This window comes from Mycoplasma sp. 10961 (assembly GCF_055523525.1).
The window spans coordinates 887,977-909,851 of record NZ_JBVFVD010000001.1 but is presented as its reverse complement, the minus strand read 5'-3'; the positions used below and the strand labels follow the sequence as shown (position 1 = coordinate 909,851).

Below are 21,875 nucleotides of genomic sequence, written 5' to 3'. Positions count from 1 at the left end.
AGCAAATAATGTATCACACTAATTAAAAATAGTTATGTTTATAACATAACTATTTAAGTGTTTTATTAACCATTTGCATGAAATCTTGGTTTGAGGAATCTTCCATTGTTTGAAAAACTTTAAGCAATTCCTTAGTTTGTGAACGTGATAATTCAGGTTGCACTACTTTTAAGATTAATTTAAGGTCTCCCACACGGTATTTGCTTTGTACACCCTTACCACTAACTTTAATAACTTGTCCTGATTCATATGATTTTTTAAGAGAAATGGTTACTTCGCCATATGGAGTTGGCACTTTAACATTATTTTCAAGCATGATATCAATAATTGAAACTGGGAATTCTAAATATAGATCATTGCCACGACGTTCAAAATATTTATGTTTATCAACGGAAATATAAATATATAAATCTCCAGCAGGGCCTCCATTAGTTCCAGCTTCCCCGTATCCTTGGAGTTTTAAAACAGCTCCATCTTCAGTTCCTGGAGCAATTGGAATTTTAACATTTTTATTAGTTTTTATGTATTTATTACCTTTACAGTTACTACATTTTTTAGTAATTGTTTTACCTTCTCCTTGGCAAGTATTACATACAATTTGTTGTGTAGTAATTCCGAAAAATCCACGACTTTGTTTTGTTGTATAACCAGCTCCTTTACATGTTTGACATGTATGAATGTCGTTTTTTGATTCAGCTCCTGATCCATTGCAATGTAAACAAAGGCTATATTTAGGAATATTTTTTTGAATTTCAATTCCATTTATTGCTTCCATAAATGATATTTTTTGAACACTTTTAATATCTGCACCTCGTTCAGCATAGCTGGCACGTCTAGATGATGAGCCAGTAAAGCCACTAAAGATGTTTTCAAATATATCACTAAAGCCACCAAAACCTGAAGCATTAAAGCCTTGGGCTCCAGCTCCATTATAACCGTTGGCAGCTTCATGTCCGTAATTATCATATAAATTACGTTTTTCGCTGTTTGATAGTACTTCATATGCTTCATTAAGTTCTTGCATTTTTTTATCACTTGTTCCATCTTTTAATTTATCAGGGTGGTATTTCTTAGCAAGTGAACGGTAGGCTGTTTTTATTTCTTGGTCTGTTGCATTTTTATTGAGTCCTAAAACTTCATAATAATCTCTTTTATTATTCATGATATCTATTTTAGCACAAAACATATTTTATTGCTAATAAAAAATAAAAAAGAATATAAGAAAAATATTCGGATTGCTCCGAATATTTTGATTTACAAAATAACATGATTTTTCCTAGAATCAACCCCAAAAATTAGGCATTTTAACTTCTTGAGTTTTTCCGTCATATGTTACTTTTATAATAGCCTTAGTTGGATCAAATAAACTGCTAAATTCAACATAAAATCCAAATTTATTACCATTTATTAACTTTGAACCATTTTTAACATAAGCATTAAATTTAACTTGGTTTGTTGAACCATTAACAGGTACTAACTTATTGCCTTGTATAGTGTATTTCATAGTTGTTTTAGGAGTATCAGGGTGTGATAATTCAAATGTTACTTCTTTACCATTAAGAACATTATTTGTTAAAGACTTTCCTGTTCCATTTGAATTTAAGATATTACTATCAAAAGAAACATATTTATTTCAAGTTCCTCTTCTTCAAATTTCGTTTTGTTGTCAATTTGTTAATTGTACATCATTAGACTGTCTATCTTTACCCGCGACTCTGAAGTATGATCCATTTTTATAACCATTAAATGACATAACGATACGAGATTTAGATGGATCCCACCTTATTCCTAAACGCAATTGGAATGTTATATATCCTAATTCATCATCAGCTTTATAGGTATTTGCAACAATGCTAAGATCCGCTTTATTAGAACCTAGGTTAGAAATGACTTCAGCTTTATTAGCATCTACTACATATGAAACATTTCCGGTGCTTTGACCTTCTTGTTGAATTGTCATATTTAAGTACATTTTCATATTACCATTTTTTCCAAATTTATGATTATTTGGAATTACTACTTGGTAAATTGGAACTAATCATAGTTCATTATCATATGGATATACTTCAGTATATTCATTAGTTCCATAAATATGCAAATATGGCTTTCCAGTAACTGGATTAACATTAACTTTATATGAAGCGCTTCTTGTATTTACTTTTTTCTCATCTAATGGGATAAAAGCAAAATCTTTTACTGTGGATTCAAAAGGTTTTTTAACTTCTGGTTTATAAGTTTCTACACTTGCTGCTAATTTTAATAATTCTTTGTGGCTCATTTTGTCTAAAGCAGTTTGTTTTACAACGTGGCGGCTAGTTGGTTTAATGGTAATTTCTCTACCACCAAGACCAATTTCGAATTTAAAGTTTGTAGCTGTTCAAGTATAATCCCCCGCAAATTTAACATCTAGTGAATATGTCTTTGTAGCTTCATTAAATTTTCCATTTTCAAGCCTAGCTCCAGTTGCTTTAAAACTAGTTGTAACTTCTTCAACTTTATTTGTGTATCCTAAATACATTACATTATCTCCACCACTTATATTAGGATGCTCTAATGTAAAACTAATAAATGAATACATTGATTTAAGGTCATTTATTTCATTATCTTTTAATGCAAAACTAACATTTACTACATGGTATTTTTTACCATTTTCTGTAACAGTTTTATCAAAATATGCACTATCACTTATTTTATTTGTATTAGCACTTAATCCAATAACAGGAAGTGCTACTAATGAAGTAGATAACAAAGCAAAAGCCTTTTTAAAACTTTTTTTCATAATTTAGCTCCTTTTGGTAAAGTTAAATTGAAGCTTTACCAAAGTAATTATACTAAATATATAATTAAAACCCATTGTACTGTAATTTTCTAAATAAAAAACATATTACTCGTTGTTTGGATTAGAATATAAAAAGTGAGCAATATGTTTTTTGTTTGTTAAATAATTTGAATTATATTTATTTAAATAGTTTTTTTATATTTTAAATTTTATCAAAAAAAATATAAAAAAACAGCGGCTTCCTATTTTCACCTTTAGGCTATCGTCGGCGTAAAGAGGCTTAACTACTGAGTTCGGAATGGTATCAGGTGATCCCTCTTGCTTTAACCACTGATAATAGTATAACACAAAAAAAAGAAAAGTCAAAATATTTTTTTATTTTTTTGTTAAATGTTTTTTGGAAAAGTCACATGCAACTTTTTTGCATGTGACATTGTTCTTGTCTGCCTTGTAATAAAATAGTTGTATTAATAAATTTTAAAAAAATGAAAGGAGACCTTAAAATTATATAAAATTTAGAAAAATATATTTGTGTTTTTGACAAATATAAAAAATATAAATTGCCCATAAATCAACTTTCAAAAAATTATTTAATATTATGCTATAATATTAATGTATAAAAAATATATAAATATTTACTATATTTACTTATGTAGTAAATTAATTATGAAAGGAAATATGAATAAAAAATTAAAGAAATTACTAACTTTTTCATGATTACCAATATTATCTACTATATCCTATTCTGAAAATGTGGCTGTTAATAAAAATACAACTTATTGATATGATAACTTAAATGACTCTAAGTTTGAAATTCGGGATTGAGATTATCAACGTTCTGCAAATAATGGAAAGGGTGACGCTTATATTACAAATAACAACTATGAATTAAAATTGTTGTTGAATCCAAGAGTCATGCATCATGATGAAGGATTAATCAAAAACTTAAACATTAAATTTATTAATAAAATAAAAGAAATGAAGTTAAAGCATTTATCTTCTGATTTTAGCGAAATAATGCCATTTGTTTGGTTCTACTTTGAAAACGAGGCTGATAGGAAAGATTTTGTTTTTAGAACCAAAGATAATGAGGAAATTTTTAAATTTTTAATATATAAAAATGACAGTTATTCTAAACCTTCTAGTTTTACTAATCTTAGAATTCCAAAACCTAAAACTATAGTTAGTAAAGAGGTGCTTAATAAATGAGGGAGACAACTTCCTCATTTAGCTGAATTTAAAGACTCAATTGCGAAAAACTTATCATTTGTCAGAGCATATGATTTAAAAACTGAATTATATAATAATAAACCACGAACTAAAATTGGAGTTCTGGAAGTATGAACCAAAACATTTGATGATTCCTTAAAATCAATATTTAATAGTGAATTACAAATAAATGAATTGAATAATAATGGCAAGGCATTTACTGAAGAACATTCACATCCAACACTTGTTTCGATGGTGGTTGGCAGTGCCTATGGAGTTGATCCTAATTCACAACTTTTTGTATCAACTTTTTCAAATGATTCAGAATGGACAAAAGCAATTGAACAGATGGTTCTCATTGATGGGGTCCGCATTATTAACCATAGTTATTCTGGTAATCGGAACAAAGACACCAAGCTTTTTGAAAATAAATATGATGACAAAGCTTATTTTCTTGATTATTTAACACGAAAATATGGTGTAATTAACGTAATGTCTGCAGGTAATTTTGGCAAAATTGAGGACCACTTAATAAATAGAAAGAATTTATCATTTAATTCTTTGGTTGTAGGCGCTCTTGATGATGATATACCATTGTATGGTATTGTTCCTGATACTATTGCGCCATATTCAAGTTATAAATTGCCTAATGAGTTTGAAAACTTAGCTAAACCATTGGTTGTTGCTCCAGCGAGAATTTATAGTCCAGTTAATAATCGAAACGAATATGTTAATGGAACAAGTTTTTCGGCGCCACTTGTATCTGGTCTTATATCTCTATTATTAAAAGATAGACCAAATATTAATAGAAGTGATTATAGAGTTCCAATTATTAAAGCAATTTTATCTGCTGCAGCTCGCACACCAAAAGTGGAGGGACTTAAATATAAAACTAGTGGATTTGCACATAAATATGGATCTGGAATAATTGATTTCATTGAAATGTCTCAAGCTGCAGATAATTTTACTGCATTTACTAAGAAACCCAATAGTGATACTGGTACTGTTTTTGTTAGTAAGGATATAAAACTAAAAGCAAATCAAACTATAAAAGTTGCTAGTTCTTGGCTTTTTAATGCTGGAATTTTAGAAAATCTATATAAAAAACTATATTGGGATCAATCACCAAATTTATGAACTAATAAATATGCTGGCGCGGTTTCTTTATCATCACGTCCAAACATGGACAAAGTATGATTTGATGCAGAAAAAACAGCATTATGACTTAAAAAAGAAGAAACTTTAAATATCCAAGCCGGGAATTGATTTACTGATTATGGTTTAGTATTAGAAACTCTTGATCAAAACGGTAAGTGAAACGAGGTTAAAAGTATAACTTCATCCCTTAGTAATGATGAATTATTAGAATTTAATAGTTCAAGAGGAGGAATATATAGGTATAAAGTAGTTAAATATTCTATGAGTAATTTTAATACTTCTGTTGATGATATTGTTGCTGTAACACACGTGGTAAGAAATGCAAATAAATAAGAAATTATTGACTAGTTTTATAACTGTTTTTAGTCCTTTGGTAATTGTTTCGTGTTCCCCTCATTATATAAATTTTGAACCTTTAAAAAATGATACTTCCAAAAAACAAGAACTTACAAAACTTAATGAAAGTGATAACCGTATTACTAGTAGTGATTCAAAACGAAAAATACCTCAACGTAAAACTGCCGGAGAATTACTTAATTTAATACTTCCTCATTATCAGAAATTTACAACCATAAAAACATTTATACCTGACGAATGATTAAAACCTAATAATGGGTATGTTAAATATAAAAGAGTGCAAAAAAATTCAGATGGGTCGGCAGTTCCATTTAATGAATTTTTCTTCTCAGATGGCGTGCCAACGGTTGATAGTCATTTTATAAAAATATCTAATATAAGCGAATTTAAAGAAATAATTATTAATAGATTTAAAGAATTGCATAATTTTGATGATTTTAATCAAGACTCTCAAATAACAAAGTTATTTGAGAATTCATATTTAAATAAACAAGATCTAAATGAAGTTTTAAAAACCAGTGATATTTTTATTACAAAATATAATGAATATAAAACTCATGGCTGAAGCGGCATTTACATAATTCCATTTTATGAGAATAATAAAGTAACTTTAAATATAATAGATAGCCTACAACATGACTATCCTGCCTGAATATTAGATTCACATGCCTGAGAAGTATTTATAATTCCTAAAAATGTTGAGCTTGTATTAAAAAAATATTTCCAAAGTGGCGTAGGGGGTAAAGCTGAAGAAAATTTTGAGGTTATGCTAAATGATTGATACAGTAATGAATTTATCAAGCATTATCCAGAGGCGTAAACAAACAAGTAAAAAGCAATATGCAAAAATGCATATTACTTTTTTCATATCTTTATTTTATTCAATTATATTTCATTTGATTTTATTTTCAGGGTTTTTGTTGTTTCATTGTATGAGTAATCTTTTAATATCTCAACTATCTTATGGCGATCACCTTGTGTAGGCATGAATGCACTGTTTATAATTATTTAATAAAATTAGGTCTTGTGTTTAAAAATTAATTTTATTTAATAAATCATTAAAATTTTTAAGTATTAATTCTTCATTTGGGAACAAGTGAATTTAAGTGCTAATACGACTAAACAAGTTTATAAAATCTTCTTTTGTTTTAAAAATATATATAGTGTTTTTAAGGTTCTTAGATGAATATATTAAAGGAATAGATTCATTATTTTTATTTATTTTAATAGGTTTATTACTATATTTTTGTAGATGATAATAATCATATTCGTTTTGGTCATTTAATAATCTTGCCGGATCTTTTACAAATATCGGTGGGTACTACTTCCTTAGTTAAAAGCATTTTAGTTTCATTTCAATAGGCCTACCCCAATTTTATTATCTTTTGATCATTAATTATATTCAACTCTATATTATGTATACAAGTATACATTGATTATTAAAGACCAGATCCTAAAAATGTAAGTAGGACTTTATTATTTTTTCTCATTTTTGAAGGGATAGTTTAATTTTATTCCTTTTTATAAAATTGATTCTTCAATATTTTATTTATAGAGTTGAAGAATATTAATTTATTAATAAATTGTAGATATGCAAATATATCATAGTTTAGGTTTGTTATAATGTTTCTCAAAGACACTTATATAAAATACATTATATAAAACTAAAAAAATAGCGAGAAACTATATATAGATTATTGCTATTTTGCTTCTTTAAAACTCAATAATCTATCCCTATAATATTCATATTGTTTTTGTCTTAAGGATATTTCAGAAGGCAAGCCAATTTTGAGATCATGACAAATTTGCTCAAAGTTGTTTAAGACTTCTGCAATACGGTTTTGGACTGGAAGAGGAGGAAGGGGAATTGAAAAACCTTGCAAAATTGGCAAAGTTATATTAGGTATTACTGAATTAATTGTAAATTTATAAACATAATCTCTTAAATATGTTTTTAAATAATGCATTAAGAATAATGAATTAACGTCTTTAAATCCTTGTAAAACATATGTTCGTTGATTAGCATTAAATTTACCCTTATAGTAATGTACATGTGCAAGCTGGCTGCCACTACCAGCAATTATTATTGCTTCGGCATCAAAGGCAAATTTGTCTATTTTATATGGAGTAATATTACATGTATAAAATGGATATAATCCATCTTCAACTTTTTCTTTTGTATCTAATTTACCTGTTGTTATTGAACATAATTCTTTTAGTGGTTTATACTCAACATTAACTTTTGAATCATCAAAAGTTAATAATTTATCTCTGTAATACTCATATTGTTGCTTACGGTATTTAAGTTCTGTGGTAAGTTCTGTGGTAAGTTCTGTAAAATTATCAAGAATTTTCACAATTTCATCTTGGATCGCGCGGGGTGGGATTGGGATTTGAATACCGGCCATGACATTTGTCATGAGCTTTGCATTTGGATTCACTCCTTTTCTAACATATTTCTTTGCTATCATTTGAAGTACATAAGCTATAAACTTTAGGTTATTGTTATGAGATAGTGGAGTTAGTAAGCCACAAATATTTGTGATACTAAATTTACCAGTGCGATAAAATACAGTTCCAGCATACCCGTCAGTAGTCCATGTAATATACTGCCCATCGTATTGGTATGTATTAATTTTTCCGAGTTCACCATTATTTTCAGTTTGTGATGAATATACTGGATACTCTCCTGGGTTATCTCTAATATAATCTTTGGAGATAACAATTCCCCTACTTAATTTAAATAATTCATCAATTCTTTTATACTTAACACCACCAGGACATAATTCTTTAATTAAAGACTCTATTTTTTTCATAATACCCCTTTCTTTAATATATAATAAATTAATTTTAACATAAATTAAATCGCGATATATGGTTAACTATAATATTTAGCACCCAAAATAACATTTATATAATTTTTGTATTAAATATATAATATGTTTTATAATAATTTATATATAAAATTTTGGAGGAATAATAAAATGTCAAAAAAGAAAAAAACCTCATGATTCAAAAATAATAAAAAATCAATGTGAATTATAAACGGTTCAACAGCGATAGTTGGAGCAATCGGAGTTGCTGGATATTTTTTATACAATGAATTTGTTAATAAAGATAATAAAAAACCTGAACAACCACAAAAACCACTAAGTGGTTCACAGGAAAACCCAGGATCAAGCAATTCAAACTCTACCACAAATGTAAATACATTAAATGATGAATTAAAATTAACTTCTTGAAATATAGCTAATTTTGGGAAATCATCAAATAAATTAGGTTTTAGAGTTCAAGCAGTTGCAGAGTTAATTGCAAAAGAAAAAGTGGATTTTCTATCAGTACAAGAAGTAGGTTATGAAGATTGAGCTGCAGTTGAAAGAGTCATCGAAGTTTTAAAGGAAAAATACAATAAAACTTTAGCTTTAGCTAAAAGTCCATTAGGCCTTTATTCAACTGAAAGGCCTAATTCAAAAGAATCTTATGCTATTTTATATAATCCAGATTTGTATGAACCTTTAGACACTAAAGGTCATAATGCATTTTATGGTAAGGATGTTAAATATACTAGGCCATTATGATATTCGTATTGGAAGATAAAAAATATAGATACAAGGTTTTGAATTATTAATGGTCATTTAGATGCTCCTGGCAAATCTACTGCTAAAGGAGTTGAAGAAGAACTATCGCCGACAATTAAAGGAGTTAAATGATCTGGACAAGGTTCGCAAGAAGTAAATGAATTTTTAGACATTCATAATGCTTTTGAAAGTCTAAAAAACTTTTACCCAAGTAAACAATTAGAAGATCTAGTTATCTTTAATGGTGATACTAATATTAAAAAAGAAAATACTGTAAATAGTAATAATTATTACGTTAATTTAGGCTATAAAACTGGTTATAGTGATAATTCTCGCCCATTTGAATGACAAAATAGTTCAATGAGTGAAAAAGCGTATGCTAACCCATATGATAAGTTTATTGCATATGATCCTAAGAATGAATTTAAACAAGCTAGTGAACAAGATTTTAAATTTGACTTACTTAAAGCTTTCCAGAATCATTTAGATCGCCAAAAGTATCTTGAACTTTATAAAACAGACAAGAATTTAAGCACCACCCAAGGTATAACAGACGGGCAAATGTCATTCAGGATTTCTGACCATACATTTGTACACAGTTATATTAAATTGAATAAATCTGAACAGGGTTAATAATTTATAAAAAAGCTTGGAATGATTAATATCGGACAGAAAAGTTAATATGAAAATGTTAGCTTTCTGTCCGTTTTTAAATTACCAAAATGTTGTTTTAAATAATTTGTTTCATTAATTTCAAAATCTTTTTAGTTTTTCATTTAAAGCCCCTTTGTCGCAGTATTTTTACTTCTATTTTCTTAATTATGTTTATAACATTTTACACTACTCTATCCATTACCATTATCTAGCAATATTAAACTATATTATAAATATATAAATAGCGGTATTTTATATATTAAAGTATATAATTTAATAAATAAAATATGGAGGAAGTTTGGAGACACCAATTTTAAAAATTAAAGGCCCATACGAACGAGATAGCAGTGATAAAAGTAATAGTGTCTTTGAATTATTATTTAATGAATATTCAGATACAATCATTATCAGTGTAACAACTGTAATAATTATATTAGTAATTAGTCTTATTTTAATTAAATATTATTCTATTAAAAAAAGCAAATTACCATTTGCACATATTTTTAATATTTTGAACAAAAACACTATGCAATTTTTTGTTCAAAAAAGAATTAAACTTAATAAAAACTATTTTGATAATCTTGAGTTAGTACTAATTAAGTATAATAAATTTATTAATGAAGTTTATTTAGAGAAAAAAGAAAATGTTGCTTTTGTAAGTGTTTTAATTATATTATGTATAGTAATTTTAACTGCTTTTAGTGCACTTTTTTTCACAGAAATATCTACTCAGTTTTATATAGTAAGGTTAATTTCAATATTTACCATTGTTGGCATTTTGATAATAAATGCTTTTATTCAACTTAAAATGAGTGATAATAAGTTTTTTATTGAATCTAATTATTATAAGGAACTGATAACCTTGTGGAAAGAAGTTAATGATAGATTGCCTGGAGATAGAGAATTTGGCTTAATTTATAACCATTGCACAAATGACTTTAAAGACAAAAATATAAAGCTAGTAATGAACCAAGGCAACAAGAAATTAAAACTAAGGTTTAATACTAATTATCAAGCCTGTGATAAAAGCATCTTCAAAACAAAGGAAGATTGAAATTACTTTTTAAATATTCTTCCTTGGAATTTAATTAATGATAGAAAGGAATGAAATTATGAAATTTAAAAAAGTTTTTATTTCTAATTTAGATGTAGTTCAATTAGCTAATGTAGCATCTATTTCTCATTCTAATATTATGCCAAATAAAGAGCATTTTAATGATTTAGATCTAAATCAAGATCCAAAACAAATTAAGATATTTGAAGATATCATGAGAATAATTCTTGAAACGACACATAGTCAAAATAATGTTAAAAATCTATTATCAACAAAAATAGATAAAAAAACAAATAATTTAAAATTAAACTTTACAACTAAAGTTATTGATAATATTGAAGCAAAAAACGCTGATTTAAATTTAAAATCTTTTTCTAGCGACATTGATTTACTTAATAGATATAATTCAAAACTTGTAAAATATACTAAAAGTAGTACTATAAAGAATACTATCAAGAAACCTAAAGAAAATAAAACTCCAAAACAACTTTTGACTTCTTATAATACATATATAAATGAAGACCCAGGCACTTCAAAAGTTCTTAATCAATTATTTGAACAATTTCAAAAAACAAATCAAGAATCAAGTAAATTATATGACGAACTTTTAGAAGCTGAAGAAATTGCAAGCAAATACCAAATTGCAATAGTATCTTTAAATGCAGCATCTGTGCTTTTTGATATTATCGGGTTTGTCCATAAAGGAATAGGTTTGTTATCCATTCCAACAGGAATAATATCTAATATACTTAGTCATATAAAAGATGGGTTTAATACAAAAATTGAATTACTCAGAAAGTCTTTAAATTTAGCTGTGCATTTATATCAAACCAACCCAAATGGAAGTAATATTGACAAAATTAAAATAATTATAGATTTGATAAATACTTTTATACCGGAAATTAAGACAAACTCAATGTTTTGAAATAAGGCACTTGCCTCAGTAAGCAAAAAATGAAGTATATTTGGTTTTTTTTATGATTTACATAGTCTAATTGAATCAGGGGTTCAATTAGATAAAGAACTAAAATCCTTAGAACGAACTAGGGAATTAGTTACAAACCTTAAAAATATTTATGAACAAAACAAAAATAGATGAACTGAGTTTCAAAAATTAAATAAGATAGTTGTTATTTCTGAAACTAGGCAGACTGGTTCATATAGTAATGGTGGTACTGGTGGCACCAATATATTCTTTAAACGTTTAATTGATGGTAAAATCTTTAGCAGGAAAGAAATGTTAGAAATGAGCAAGTTTGAACTTGCTAGTTATAATCTCATTAAAGTTAAAAGAACAGTAACAAAAAATAATAAAACATATACATACGAATATCTAAGATCTAAAAATAGTAATAAAACACTCGAAGATAATTTAGGGTAAAATAATGATTTTTAATTTAATTTATATTACATCTGGATTATTATTTAGTATTTGAATTATACTAATGGTATTTACTTATCTTTATGAAAAAATAAAAACTAAAAACTTTATTTTTAGTGCATATTTATACTATGTTCAAAAATCGAAAATTAATTTCTTTTTAGAATGGCACTCACTAAAAGTTCATGATTGATACTTTGATGCCTTGGAAAGAATTTTCAAATCTTATAATTTTGAATATAAGAAAATTATAAGATCAACGTTATATTTAAAAATATGTTGCTTTATTTTAGGTGCTATTCTCTTAATTATAGCTAGAACCTTTATTAAAGCTTCAGTTTTAGATCATAGACCACACAAAACTATTTTTCTTATGTTATCAATTTCCACAGTAGTATTTATTAAATTTTTTTATGTTCTTAAAACTATTATACAAAAGAGTAAATATGATACTATTGCTGATTTAAACAATGAAAAAATTAATCAATGAAGAGAATCAAATAGCAAACTTGATAACCAATATTTAATTACTATCAACCAAACTCAACAACTTTATCACAGTTTAAATATTAAAAGAAATAAAATATTTATAACTGAAATAAAAAAACCTTGATACTTTTTTCAAGTTAATCTTAATTATTCAAATGTAGGTCAAGATTTTTTTTCAACTAAAGAAGAATTTATATATTTTATGATGCTCCTGCCTTATGATTTTATAAAAATCAATTTCAAAAATATTAATTTTAAAAAGTTAATAAATATTTAATAATTTAGTTCTGCGCTTAAGAAAAAGTTAACATGAAAATGTTAACTTTTCTTTTGACTTTATTTTCAGACTCGATACTTAATCTTATTTAAAATTATAAATAATTTTTTGCAAATTTTATTGTATACCACTGTGATACTTTATCCTTAAAGTTAGCAGCAGACTCTTCAATGTGTCTTTTGATGACATTATATTCTGCTGTATGGTTCTTCTTAATTAAGAATACTTCTCAAATATGAGATGGCTCGGGATCATAAGTTAAGGGAACAAATCACACTGGTTCAGGTTTTTTATATGAATATATTGTATTAATTGTTACTTGACCATTTTCATAAATTGGAATTATAAATCCACCGTTGGGAGTCTTAACATTATCTGATCGCGTTTTTATAAAAATGTCATTAGTTTTCAAAACTTCATATGCATCTTGGTTATTTAAATATAATTCTTCGAATAATTTTTTAATCTTACTACTATCACTATATTCTTCAGATTTATTAAGTTCTTTAAACCTTTCTATAATATAAGTGTCAAAATCTTCTTTAGTAGTTATTCCAGCAAAATCAGCTGCACGTCATTTTTGTTGTTTAATATCTTCTAAATAAGGTGGGTAAATACTAAAAAAAGTAATATTAAATGTGTCAATACCTTTTTGTCTATATTGCTCTTTAATTGTTTTTTGATCTTCTTCTAATCATTCTTTAGGTGCAAAAACTCCTGATTTTGTAAATGGTTCATATATTTGATAAATAACTTCGTACATTTCTTTAACTTGATTTTCGTAATATTCGTCTGGCTTATCTAGAACAATTTGTGGCGGAATAGGTTTGTTTCCAACAGGTTGGCTATCATTGCATGATGTTATAGTTATAGGGGTTGCTAAAGTCGCGAGACTAGTTAGCAATTTTCTAATTATTTTATTCATTTTTAACCACGTGAGTAGTTGCTATTAAATCATATACAGAATTACTAAAGTCATATTTCTCATACTTTTTAATGCGATATCTATATGTCCCTGAAGAAGTTGCTTTATATTCTAATAACTCATCATTGCTTACTGCAGACTGAATAATCTTTACAACAACTCATTTTCCATTTGATTCCTTTTTTTCTAAATATAAGTCATAATCAGAAAATCAATTGTTGTTTTGACGTTTTATTGCCTCAGATTGAGTCAAACGAATCTCAGATTTATGAGTTAAGTCTCACATTTTACCATCGGCAATAGTTTTTTGTTTTTCTAGTTCTTGGCTTCTTTTACGTGATGGAGAAAAGAAATTTAAAAATGAATTTCACCAACTTGTATTTTCTTTATACTCTGGCCTAACTTCAGATTGATTTAAAAGACCAGCATTAAACATTCAAGAAATAGATATTTTTATCGTTTGATTCTTTTTTAAATTTATTTCTTTACTTGAAAATACAAAACCACTATCATTAGTTGGATGAATTTTTAGTGTTGAATAATTATCTGCTGCTTCTAACATTGCTTTAAAATCCACTGTTCCGGCGCCATATTTGTGTTCATAACCACTTGACTTATAGGTTAAATTATCGTGCTTTGGACTAACTGCAGAAGCTGATAGAATAGACTTAACAACTGGAATCCTGAATTCACTGTTTTTAATATCTGATTTATATTTGAATAAATTTGAAATTAAACCAGTTACAACTGGTGCAGCATAACTAGTTCCATGTGAATAATTATTATTGTTATAAACTGGATCATAAAAATAAGCAGGTGCTACAACTAAAGGCTTTGAAATATTTTTAAATTCAGGCAACAATCTATAATTAGAGTAATCAGCAACTATATTTTTTCTTAGGTCTCTTTCAGAAGCAGAATCGTCCAGTGCTCCTACAACAACTGAATTAAATGATAATTTATTCTCACTAATTAAGTGGTAATCATGAGTCCCATCATTCCCAGCTGCAATTACATTTATTACTCCATATTTTCTAGATATATAGTCTAAGAAATATGTATTTTCATTATATCCATTAAAGTAATCTTCCACTTTCACTTGCTTGCCTTTTTCGTCTTCGTAGAACATTGCAAGTCCATAACTATGATTTATTAGTCTAATTCCATCTTCTTTCACCATTTTTTCAATGGTAGACATTCAATAGCTATCATTGCCGGTGACTGTATATAAATATACTTTAGAAGACCTGTCAATTCCGTATTGTCCGGCTGCAATCATAGATACCATGGTTGAATGAGTTTTCCACCTAGGCCTTGGTTCTCTATCTAATTCATTTATTTCAATTCCACTTTTAAAATATTGTTGATATTTAGTATGGAAAGGATAGGCTCAAGATTCCACTATACCTATTTTATTAATATTGGAATTATTTAAATGATTAGTAGCTTTAACAATATTTGCGTTTTTGTTAACACTTTGTTTATATTTTTCAAAATTATAATCATACTGTGAACTAGAGGGATTGTAGCTATAGCCCATTTTCTCAAAATTTTGCATGACACGCGCTTCGCTATTTAGATCTTTATTTTCAAAAACAATTAATTTATAAATTTCAGTTCAGTCTTTTATGTTATTAACAAAATTTTCTCTATCATTCTCATTTTTAAAATAAAACCATACAATAGGCATTGTTGTAAGTTTTTCAAAAGATTGATATTTTAAATCCTTTGCATTAACTTTTTTTATAAAATCGTTATTAAAGTTGTTTAAAAATTCTTCGTTTTCAGTTTCAAAACCCGGGTTTAATAATAATTTAAGTTCAAAATTATTATTAATTGGAATGTTTTTAAATTGACCACTATTGTTTAGTACAGTTGTCATAAATTGATTTCTAATTTCCAATTTATTATTATTTATATTTTCATATCATATTGAATTTTGTTTTGTATGTTTAAAGTGGAATGGCATAGCAAAATACGTTGCTAGAGTACCAGTACTCAATAAAGTTAAAAAGAGTGTTTTGAGTTTATTTTTCATATTCATTTCTTTCATTATATATATTTTGGATTTATTTGATGTATTTATTATATCAAATTGTTAGAAAGTTCATTGTAATTTTTATATATAAGCATTTACATATGCAGTATAGTATATTTAAAGCTTAGTATTGTGAAGTAAATTTAATGCATATTAGTAATAATAAAAATATTCATAAAAAGTTATTATATTTGTAACTGCAAGATTTTCTAGTTTTTGCTTCATATATATATATATATATATATAATTTGAATTATGAAGAAAAAATGATATTTAATGCTTACTTGTGTGTCCATTACATTACCAATTTCATTAGTAAGTTGTGGAAAAACTGACGAACCAGTTAAACCAAGTAAACCGTTCCCAATTATTAGTCCAAATCCTAGGGATGGTGTAGTAACTCATCCTGATAAATTAACAGAAGTTGGGCACGATGAGGAAATTCCAACCCAAGATAATAAAACCCAGCAAATACAACCTAAAAAATCTGCAAATTCTAATGAGTTAGAAAAAGAAATAAATATTTATAAACAAAATAATCGTGAGGTTTTAAACACAACATTTGAAAATATTTCACCACTGGATGAAATTAAAGTAAAAATAGCTATTAATGAGTATTATATGTTAAGCATTGAAGCCCAAACTCAGTTAGTGCAGGTAAAAACTTTGTTGGATGAATTACAAAAACAAATATATAAATTAGCAGGAGATGCAATTGAAAAAGAAATTACTAAATATAAAAATGATAATCAGAGTATTTTCACTGGTTTAATTAATAATGGGTGAAATAATGATTTTATTAATATATGGAACCTAACTGCTGTAAAATATGCTCTAAATGCATATAATAATTTGAGCATTAATGCAAAAACAAAATTAACTCAAGAAAAAATCCTGCTTAATCAACTTCTATTAAAAATAGAAAACTTAATACAAGACGAAATAAACAAGTATAAAAATAGATATGTTAATATTTTAAATAAAACCATAGAAAATATTAACTTAAACGATTCGTGGGAAGTATCCCAAGCAATAAGTAAACATAGAGGTCTTCATAGTGTTGTAAAAGAGAAACTGCAAACAGAATTTGAACATTTAGAGAAATTACAAAAAGAAATATGGAATTTAGAAACTGCAGAATACTACAAGGAACAACACAAAGTTATTTTATCCAAAGATATAAACAATATTACTTTAGATGACGAAACAAAATGAAAAGAAGCTTATGATGATTATGATCGTTCAAATGACAGTGTAAAAGCTAAATTGGAAACTGAAAATAATCATTTGCAAGACTTAAAAAGAAAAATGAACATTTTATTAGATGAGTTTGTTGAAACTGCATCAACTAGATATAAAAATGATTATAGTGCTATCTTAGTTAAAGATGTAAATGCTATCACCATTCATGATGAATCTGATCTTGTCAATACAATTAATGCATATTATAAATTACGTGAAGAAGTACAATTGAAATTAGAAACCGAGTTTAACAATTTAGAAAATTTATGAATTAAGATTTGAAGAATAAAAGATGGAAATAATTCAAATCAAGATACTGAATATAAAAAAGGCGATCACAAGAATATAGATGCTTTAAATGCTTATATTAATGGAGGATATTCATGAGAACTACTAAGTGCTACTTATGCTAAATACTCTAGATTGCTGGATAAACCAGAATTATTAAAAAAATATGTTGATTTAACAGCTTATAATAATTGAGATAAATTGTGGTATGATTTAAGAATGATTGCATTAAAAATTCCAAGGTCTACTTCAGAATTAAACATTCCTTTTGGTAAAATGATTCTTTTAATGCATATTGATGTTAATAGAATGATAAGAATTGGTGCTAATATAAAAAAATATTGATCCGAAGGTTACAAACCTAGCAATATTCCCTCAGCTCTATGAGTAAATGAAAAAGGTGAATTAGAATCATATGTTTTTACTCCCCCAATTAATAATAGTGACAAAGTAGAAGACAAAACATTATTTGATTTTATTCGAGAAATAAATGCTAGTGAGGCAAAAGCAAATTTTTATCAATTAAAAGAGCTAAAAGAGATTTTTTGAGATTTTCAATAACTTATTAGAAAATATCGAATTTATTTAGCTAAAACTAAAATATTTGGAAATCCAAATATTTTTTATTTTGCACAATGTTTAAAACTAATCATTATAAAAACTATTTACATTTTTGTGTATATAATGATTACAAAGAACCACCTAGGGGAAAATATCCCTAGGTGGTTTAATTATCTATAATCATTAATGCCTGGTGTAAAAACTTCAATTTCGTATCCATCTCATGAGGTTATTTTATCAATCATTACAATATGAGTAGTTGCATGGTGGTCAAAAGCATGTGCAACTGTTTTGTCGAGTGATTCATATTTATATTTAAAATGAAAACTTAACTTCTTATCATTGCCTTTAATAGCTTCAAGCCACATCCCAGATTCTTTTGCTACTCTAAAGGTATCAGTGGTAGTATGATCTAGACCATTAATGATTAAAATAGATTTTTGATTGAAATCTACGTCTTTGAATTTATCTTTTACTTCGTTATGTTCTTGAGGAAATTCATGGATATTATTTATTAATTGGAAGACTTTATCTCTATTTTTAACTATATTATATTCTCTCCAATTTTCAACTATTTTATCTAATGATCAACGTCTTTCTGTTGATCATAAAAGAGCTTCAAGCTCAGACATTTTTTCATGATTAGGGGATTGCAATACTTCTATACGTGCAAGGAGTTCTTTATTTTTTTCTTTAAATGTGTCATCCATTAGGTTGTATTGTATTAGATCAAAATATTTAATAGATTTTTTATCTCAAAGTCTCCCTTTAAAGCCTAGGAATGTATGGGGTTGATGTTTTCTAATAACTTTAGTTGAACCATCACCAAGTAAAGTTTCAGAATAATAGGATTCATATGCAGCATTGTCATCAGGCTCTTTGGGTTTATTATAATATTGATCATTAATAAGATTTCTAGAAGGATCATTATTGTCACTAATGCATGAAGTTGTTATTAAGGGTAAAATGGTTATTATAGGACAAGATAAGGTGTAAAATGCCTTTTTAAATTTACTTTTCATGTTGGTCATTCTCCTTAAAATATTATATAAAAATTAGTTGTAATACTTTTTGAATTTATTATTATATCAATCGATATACTCTTGTGCATTTTGTTCAAAGGATTTTTCTATTGTTGGATAAAAGGTCTTTTCTATTATTTCTTTATTTTTGGGAAGGCTAAACACGGCCCACTTCACAGATGTATCAGAAACCCCTGGCTTTGCAGGTGGACCGTGTGGGTCCATTACATAATTAATTGTAATGGTATTATCATCAATAAAAAATATTATTCCCACTTCCCACCAACCATCAAGCGAAGTATCAATATAAATATTTTTTGTATCTAAAACTTTGTATACATCTTGATTTTTTAGATAAAAACTTTCAAAGGATTCTTTTATATCTTCGTCTGTTATGTTGATTCCAGGATAATTATGTATTTCCTTAAATCTTTTGATTATAAGATTTTCAAAATCTTGTCTTGTAGAAATTTCTATAAGATCTAAACCTTTTTTATTTTTATAATCTTTGAAAAAACTTTCATTAAAAACTTTTTGGACTTGGGTGGTTTCCCTTACTTCTTTAAATGTTTTAGTATCTCATTTTTCCGGAATAAAGGACTTAAATGTTATGTGCTCCGTTGTAACTCTTTCAAGATGAAAACCTATTTCTCTAATTTTATCATCCAAGGCTTCCCTTTTTTCCTGTGGTGTTAATGGTCTTTCTGGCTCTTGTGGTTTTGTATTTTCAGAACATGAATATAGTGCTAGCGGAATTAAAGAACACGCAACCAAAGTTAAAAATCTTTTAATTTTCATTATCTCTCACAACGTGCGTAACAGCAATTAAATCATGAACTGAATTAGAGAATGAGTTTTTAGTATATTTATAAATTCTATATCTAAATGTTCCGGACTCAGGAGCTATATATTCTAACAATTCATCATTGCTGAATGAAGAGGTCACTTGTTGGACTTGCACTCACTTACCATTTTCATCCTTCCTTTCAAGATATAAATCATAATCTGTAAATCAACTGTTGTCTTGAATCCTTAACATCTCAGTTTTAGTTATATGTCTTTCATTCCTATGAGTTAAATCTCAAAGTGCTGCCTGGGCTAATATGTTTTTCTTTTCTTCTTCTTGTGCTTGTCTTCTAGCTGGAGAGAAGAAATTTGCTATTGAATTTCACCAACTTGTATCGGGTGTGTATACTGGTCTTTTTTCATTTGAATCTAAAACGCCAGCATTAAAAGTCCACGAACTAGATACTTTTATTATTTGACTTTTTTCTAGGTTTATTTCTTTACTTGAAAATACATAACCAGTATCTTGTGTTGGTTTAATTCTTACAATTCTATGGTTGTTTGCGGCTTCTAACATTTTTTGGAAATCTGCTGTACCAGCACCATATTTGACAGCATAACCACTTTTTTTGTATTCTAAATCCTTGACCTTTGGAGTTACTGCAGAAGCTGATAAAACGGATTTAACAATAGGTACAATTACATCGCTATACCTTATATTTTCTTTATATTTTAATAAATTAGATATAAGTCCAGTTATCAATGGTGCGGCAAAACTTGTACCTGCTGTATATTTATTTATATTATATACTGGATCGTATAATAACCCTGGTGCAACAACTAAAGGTTTAGCTAAATTTTTGTATTCTTCTCTTAATTTATAATTAGATGTAGCTCTAATAGTATTACTTGGTATGTTGTATTTAGATGATCATGTATTTAGTTCTCCCACAACTACTGAGTTAAATGATAGTTTTTCATTTGAAATTAAGTGCCTATTGTCTTCCCCTTCATTTCCAGCTGAAATAACATTAATTATGCCATATCTTCGTGATATATAATCAAGGAAGTAAGAGTCTTCATTATAACTGTAAAAATAATGAGGATTTATGTATTCTTTTTTGGTTTTTTTGTCTATTTTTTTTAGCCAAGGACCATAACTATGGTTTATAATTTTAACACCTCATATTGCTAATTTTTCGATCGTTTTAGTCCAATAACTATCATAGCTTTTAAATGTTTCCAGAAATATTTTAGAATGTTTGTCGACACCGTACATTCCTCCTATTACCATAGAAACTAATGTTGAATGTGAACTATTTTCCTTTTCGTCTTTTGGTTTTGAGCTAAAATCATTAACTCTTATATTGTTATTGAAATATTCAAGATACCTTTTATCAATTGGATTTTCTCATGATTCTATAACACCAATATTAATACTTATTACTGGGTGGTTATAGTATTCAAAATTAAATAAAGGCATGTTAACGATCTGTCTGTTATTATCTAAGGTTTTTCTAAATTCATCAAGTCCTCGAACATAATCAGATATTCCATACGGATTTGAATAAGGATTTTTACCACTTGTTGATTCAAGATCTGAAATATTATCATTTTTAAAAAGAATAAATTTATGAATTTCTTGCCAATTCCTTATAAAACTAACAAATTTTTCTCTATCATTTTCATTATCAAAATAAAATCATACAATAGGTATCATTTCACTTATTACAAATGATTTATATTTTAATTGATTACTTTCAACTTTTTTTACAAAATTATTATTATATACTTTAATTTCTTTTTCGTCCGTAACACCATTTCCTGGGTTTAACAATAATTTAAGTTCAAAATCATTGTTAAGAAATACTTCCTCATTTTCTGCATTGGCGCTTTGGATAAGAAAGGCTTTTTGCTCCCTAATTTCGAATTTTTTCCCTGAAAATTTATCATATCATGCATTAACTTTTTGGATAAAACCCAAATTATTCAAAGAAACTCAGGTTCCAAGACCTATAGCGACCCATCCTAATGTAAATATAATATTTTTAAATTTTTTCTTGTTCATATATGAAAT

15 protein-coding genes and 1 rRNA gene are annotated in these 21,875 nt (G+C 27.1%); 7 read left to right on the top strand and 9 right to left on the bottom strand.

Annotated features, from left to right (window positions below; translation table 4 throughout):
* Positions 1-49 precede the first annotated feature (49 nt).
* The 3 genes from dnaJ to rrf form a co-directional block, all read right to left on the bottom strand.
* Positions 50-1,162 (bottom strand): molecular chaperone DnaJ, encoded by a 1,113-nt coding sequence (dnaJ, locus tag AC0B4T_RS03860; protein ID WP_465102090.1) that lies wholly within the window; start codon positions 1,160-1,162, stop codon positions 50-52.
* Positions 1,163-1,276: 114 nt separating this feature from the next.
* On the bottom strand, positions 1,277-2,779 hold the full coding sequence (locus AC0B4T_RS03855) for a hypothetical protein (RefSeq protein WP_465103205.1): 1,503 nt from the start codon (positions 2,777-2,779) through the stop codon (positions 1,277-1,279).
* A 229-nt stretch (positions 2,780-3,008) separates the two neighbouring features.
* A 5S ribosomal RNA gene (gene rrf / locus AC0B4T_RS03850) occupies positions 3,009-3,114 on the bottom strand.
* Between the two features lie 343 nt (positions 3,115-3,457).
* Between rrf and AC0B4T_RS03845 the strand changes: the two genes are divergently transcribed.
* Both AC0B4T_RS03845 and AC0B4T_RS03840 read left to right on the top strand, forming a co-directional pair.
* On the top strand, positions 3,458-5,479 hold the full coding sequence (locus AC0B4T_RS03845; protein ID WP_465103204.1) for a S8 family serine peptidase: 2,022 nt from the start codon (positions 3,458-3,460) through the stop codon (positions 5,477-5,479).
* On the top strand, positions 5,466-6,323 hold the full coding sequence (locus tag AC0B4T_RS03840; RefSeq protein WP_465103203.1) for a hypothetical protein: 858 nt from the start codon (positions 5,466-5,468) through the stop codon (positions 6,321-6,323). Before AC0B4T_RS03845 ends, AC0B4T_RS03840 begins: the two co-directional genes overlap by 14 nt.
* Before the next feature lie 880 nt (positions 6,324-7,203).
* On the opposite strand, the gene AC0B4T_RS03835 is transcribed toward AC0B4T_RS03840, so the two are convergent.
* On the bottom strand, positions 7,204-8,319 hold the full coding sequence (locus tag AC0B4T_RS03835) for a restriction endonuclease subunit S (RefSeq protein ID WP_465103202.1): 1,116 nt from the start codon (positions 8,317-8,319) through the stop codon (positions 7,204-7,206).
* Between the two features lie 168 nt (positions 8,320-8,487).
* On the opposite strand from AC0B4T_RS03835, the gene AC0B4T_RS03830 reads away from it, so the two are divergent.
* From AC0B4T_RS03830 to AC0B4T_RS03815, 4 genes are all read left to right on the top strand, one after another.
* Positions 8,488-9,714, top strand: coding sequence for an MnuA family membrane nuclease (locus AC0B4T_RS03830; protein ID WP_465103201.1), 1,227 nt, complete (start codon positions 8,488-8,490; stop codon positions 9,712-9,714).
* A gap of 319 nt (positions 9,715-10,033) precedes the next feature.
* Positions 10,034-10,858 carry a hypothetical protein gene (locus AC0B4T_RS03825; RefSeq protein ID WP_465103200.1) on the top strand — a complete coding sequence of 275 codons (825 nt, stop codon included), beginning with the start codon at positions 10,034-10,036 and terminating at the stop codon, positions 10,856-10,858.
* Complete coding sequence (locus tag AC0B4T_RS03820; RefSeq protein ID WP_465103199.1) at positions 10,848-12,170, top strand: hypothetical protein; 1,323 nt, start codon at positions 10,848-10,850, stop codon at positions 12,168-12,170. The genes AC0B4T_RS03825 and AC0B4T_RS03820 overlap by 11 nt, the downstream gene beginning before the upstream one ends.
* A gap of 4 nt (positions 12,171-12,174) precedes the next feature.
* Complete coding sequence (locus AC0B4T_RS03815) at positions 12,175-12,936, top strand: hypothetical protein (protein WP_465103198.1); 762 nt, start codon at positions 12,175-12,177, stop codon at positions 12,934-12,936.
* Positions 12,937-13,030: 94 nt separating this feature from the next.
* Here AC0B4T_RS03815 and AC0B4T_RS03810 read toward each other — a convergent pair whose 3' ends face one another.
* Both AC0B4T_RS03810 and AC0B4T_RS03805 read right to left on the bottom strand, forming a co-directional pair.
* Positions 13,031-13,861 carry a hypothetical protein gene (locus AC0B4T_RS03810; RefSeq protein ID WP_465103197.1) on the bottom strand — a complete coding sequence of 277 codons (831 nt, stop codon included), beginning with the start codon at positions 13,859-13,861 and terminating at the stop codon, positions 13,031-13,033.
* Entirely contained in the window at positions 13,854-15,899 is a 2,046-nt protein-coding gene (locus AC0B4T_RS03805) for a S8 family serine peptidase (protein WP_465103196.1), read from the bottom strand. The genes AC0B4T_RS03810 and AC0B4T_RS03805 overlap by 8 nt, the downstream gene beginning before the upstream one ends.
* Before the next feature lie 255 nt (positions 15,900-16,154).
* On the opposite strand from AC0B4T_RS03805, the gene AC0B4T_RS03800 reads away from it, so the two are divergent.
* Positions 16,155-17,990: a hypothetical protein gene (locus AC0B4T_RS03800; protein ID WP_465103195.1), complete on the top strand. Its 1,836-nt coding sequence runs from the start codon at positions 16,155-16,157 to the stop codon at positions 17,988-17,990.
* A gap of 170 nt (positions 17,991-18,160) precedes the next feature.
* Here AC0B4T_RS03800 and AC0B4T_RS03795 read toward each other — a convergent pair whose 3' ends face one another.
* From AC0B4T_RS03795 to AC0B4T_RS03785, 3 genes are read right to left on the bottom strand one after another with little or no spacing between them, the layout of a single operon-like run.
* Positions 18,161-19,012, bottom strand: a complete 852-nt coding sequence (locus AC0B4T_RS03795; RefSeq protein ID WP_465103194.1) for a hypothetical protein — start codon at positions 19,010-19,012, stop codon at positions 18,161-18,163.
* 33 nt (positions 19,013-19,045) lie between these two features.
* Entirely contained in the window at positions 19,046-19,810 is a 765-nt protein-coding gene (locus tag AC0B4T_RS03790) for a hypothetical protein (protein WP_465103193.1), read from the bottom strand.
* Positions 19,800-21,866: a S8 family serine peptidase gene (locus AC0B4T_RS03785; RefSeq protein WP_465103192.1), complete on the bottom strand. Its 2,067-nt coding sequence runs from the start codon at positions 21,864-21,866 to the stop codon at positions 19,800-19,802. The genes AC0B4T_RS03790 and AC0B4T_RS03785 overlap by 11 nt, the downstream gene beginning before the upstream one ends.
* Between the last annotated feature and the right edge of the window lie 9 nt (positions 21,867-21,875).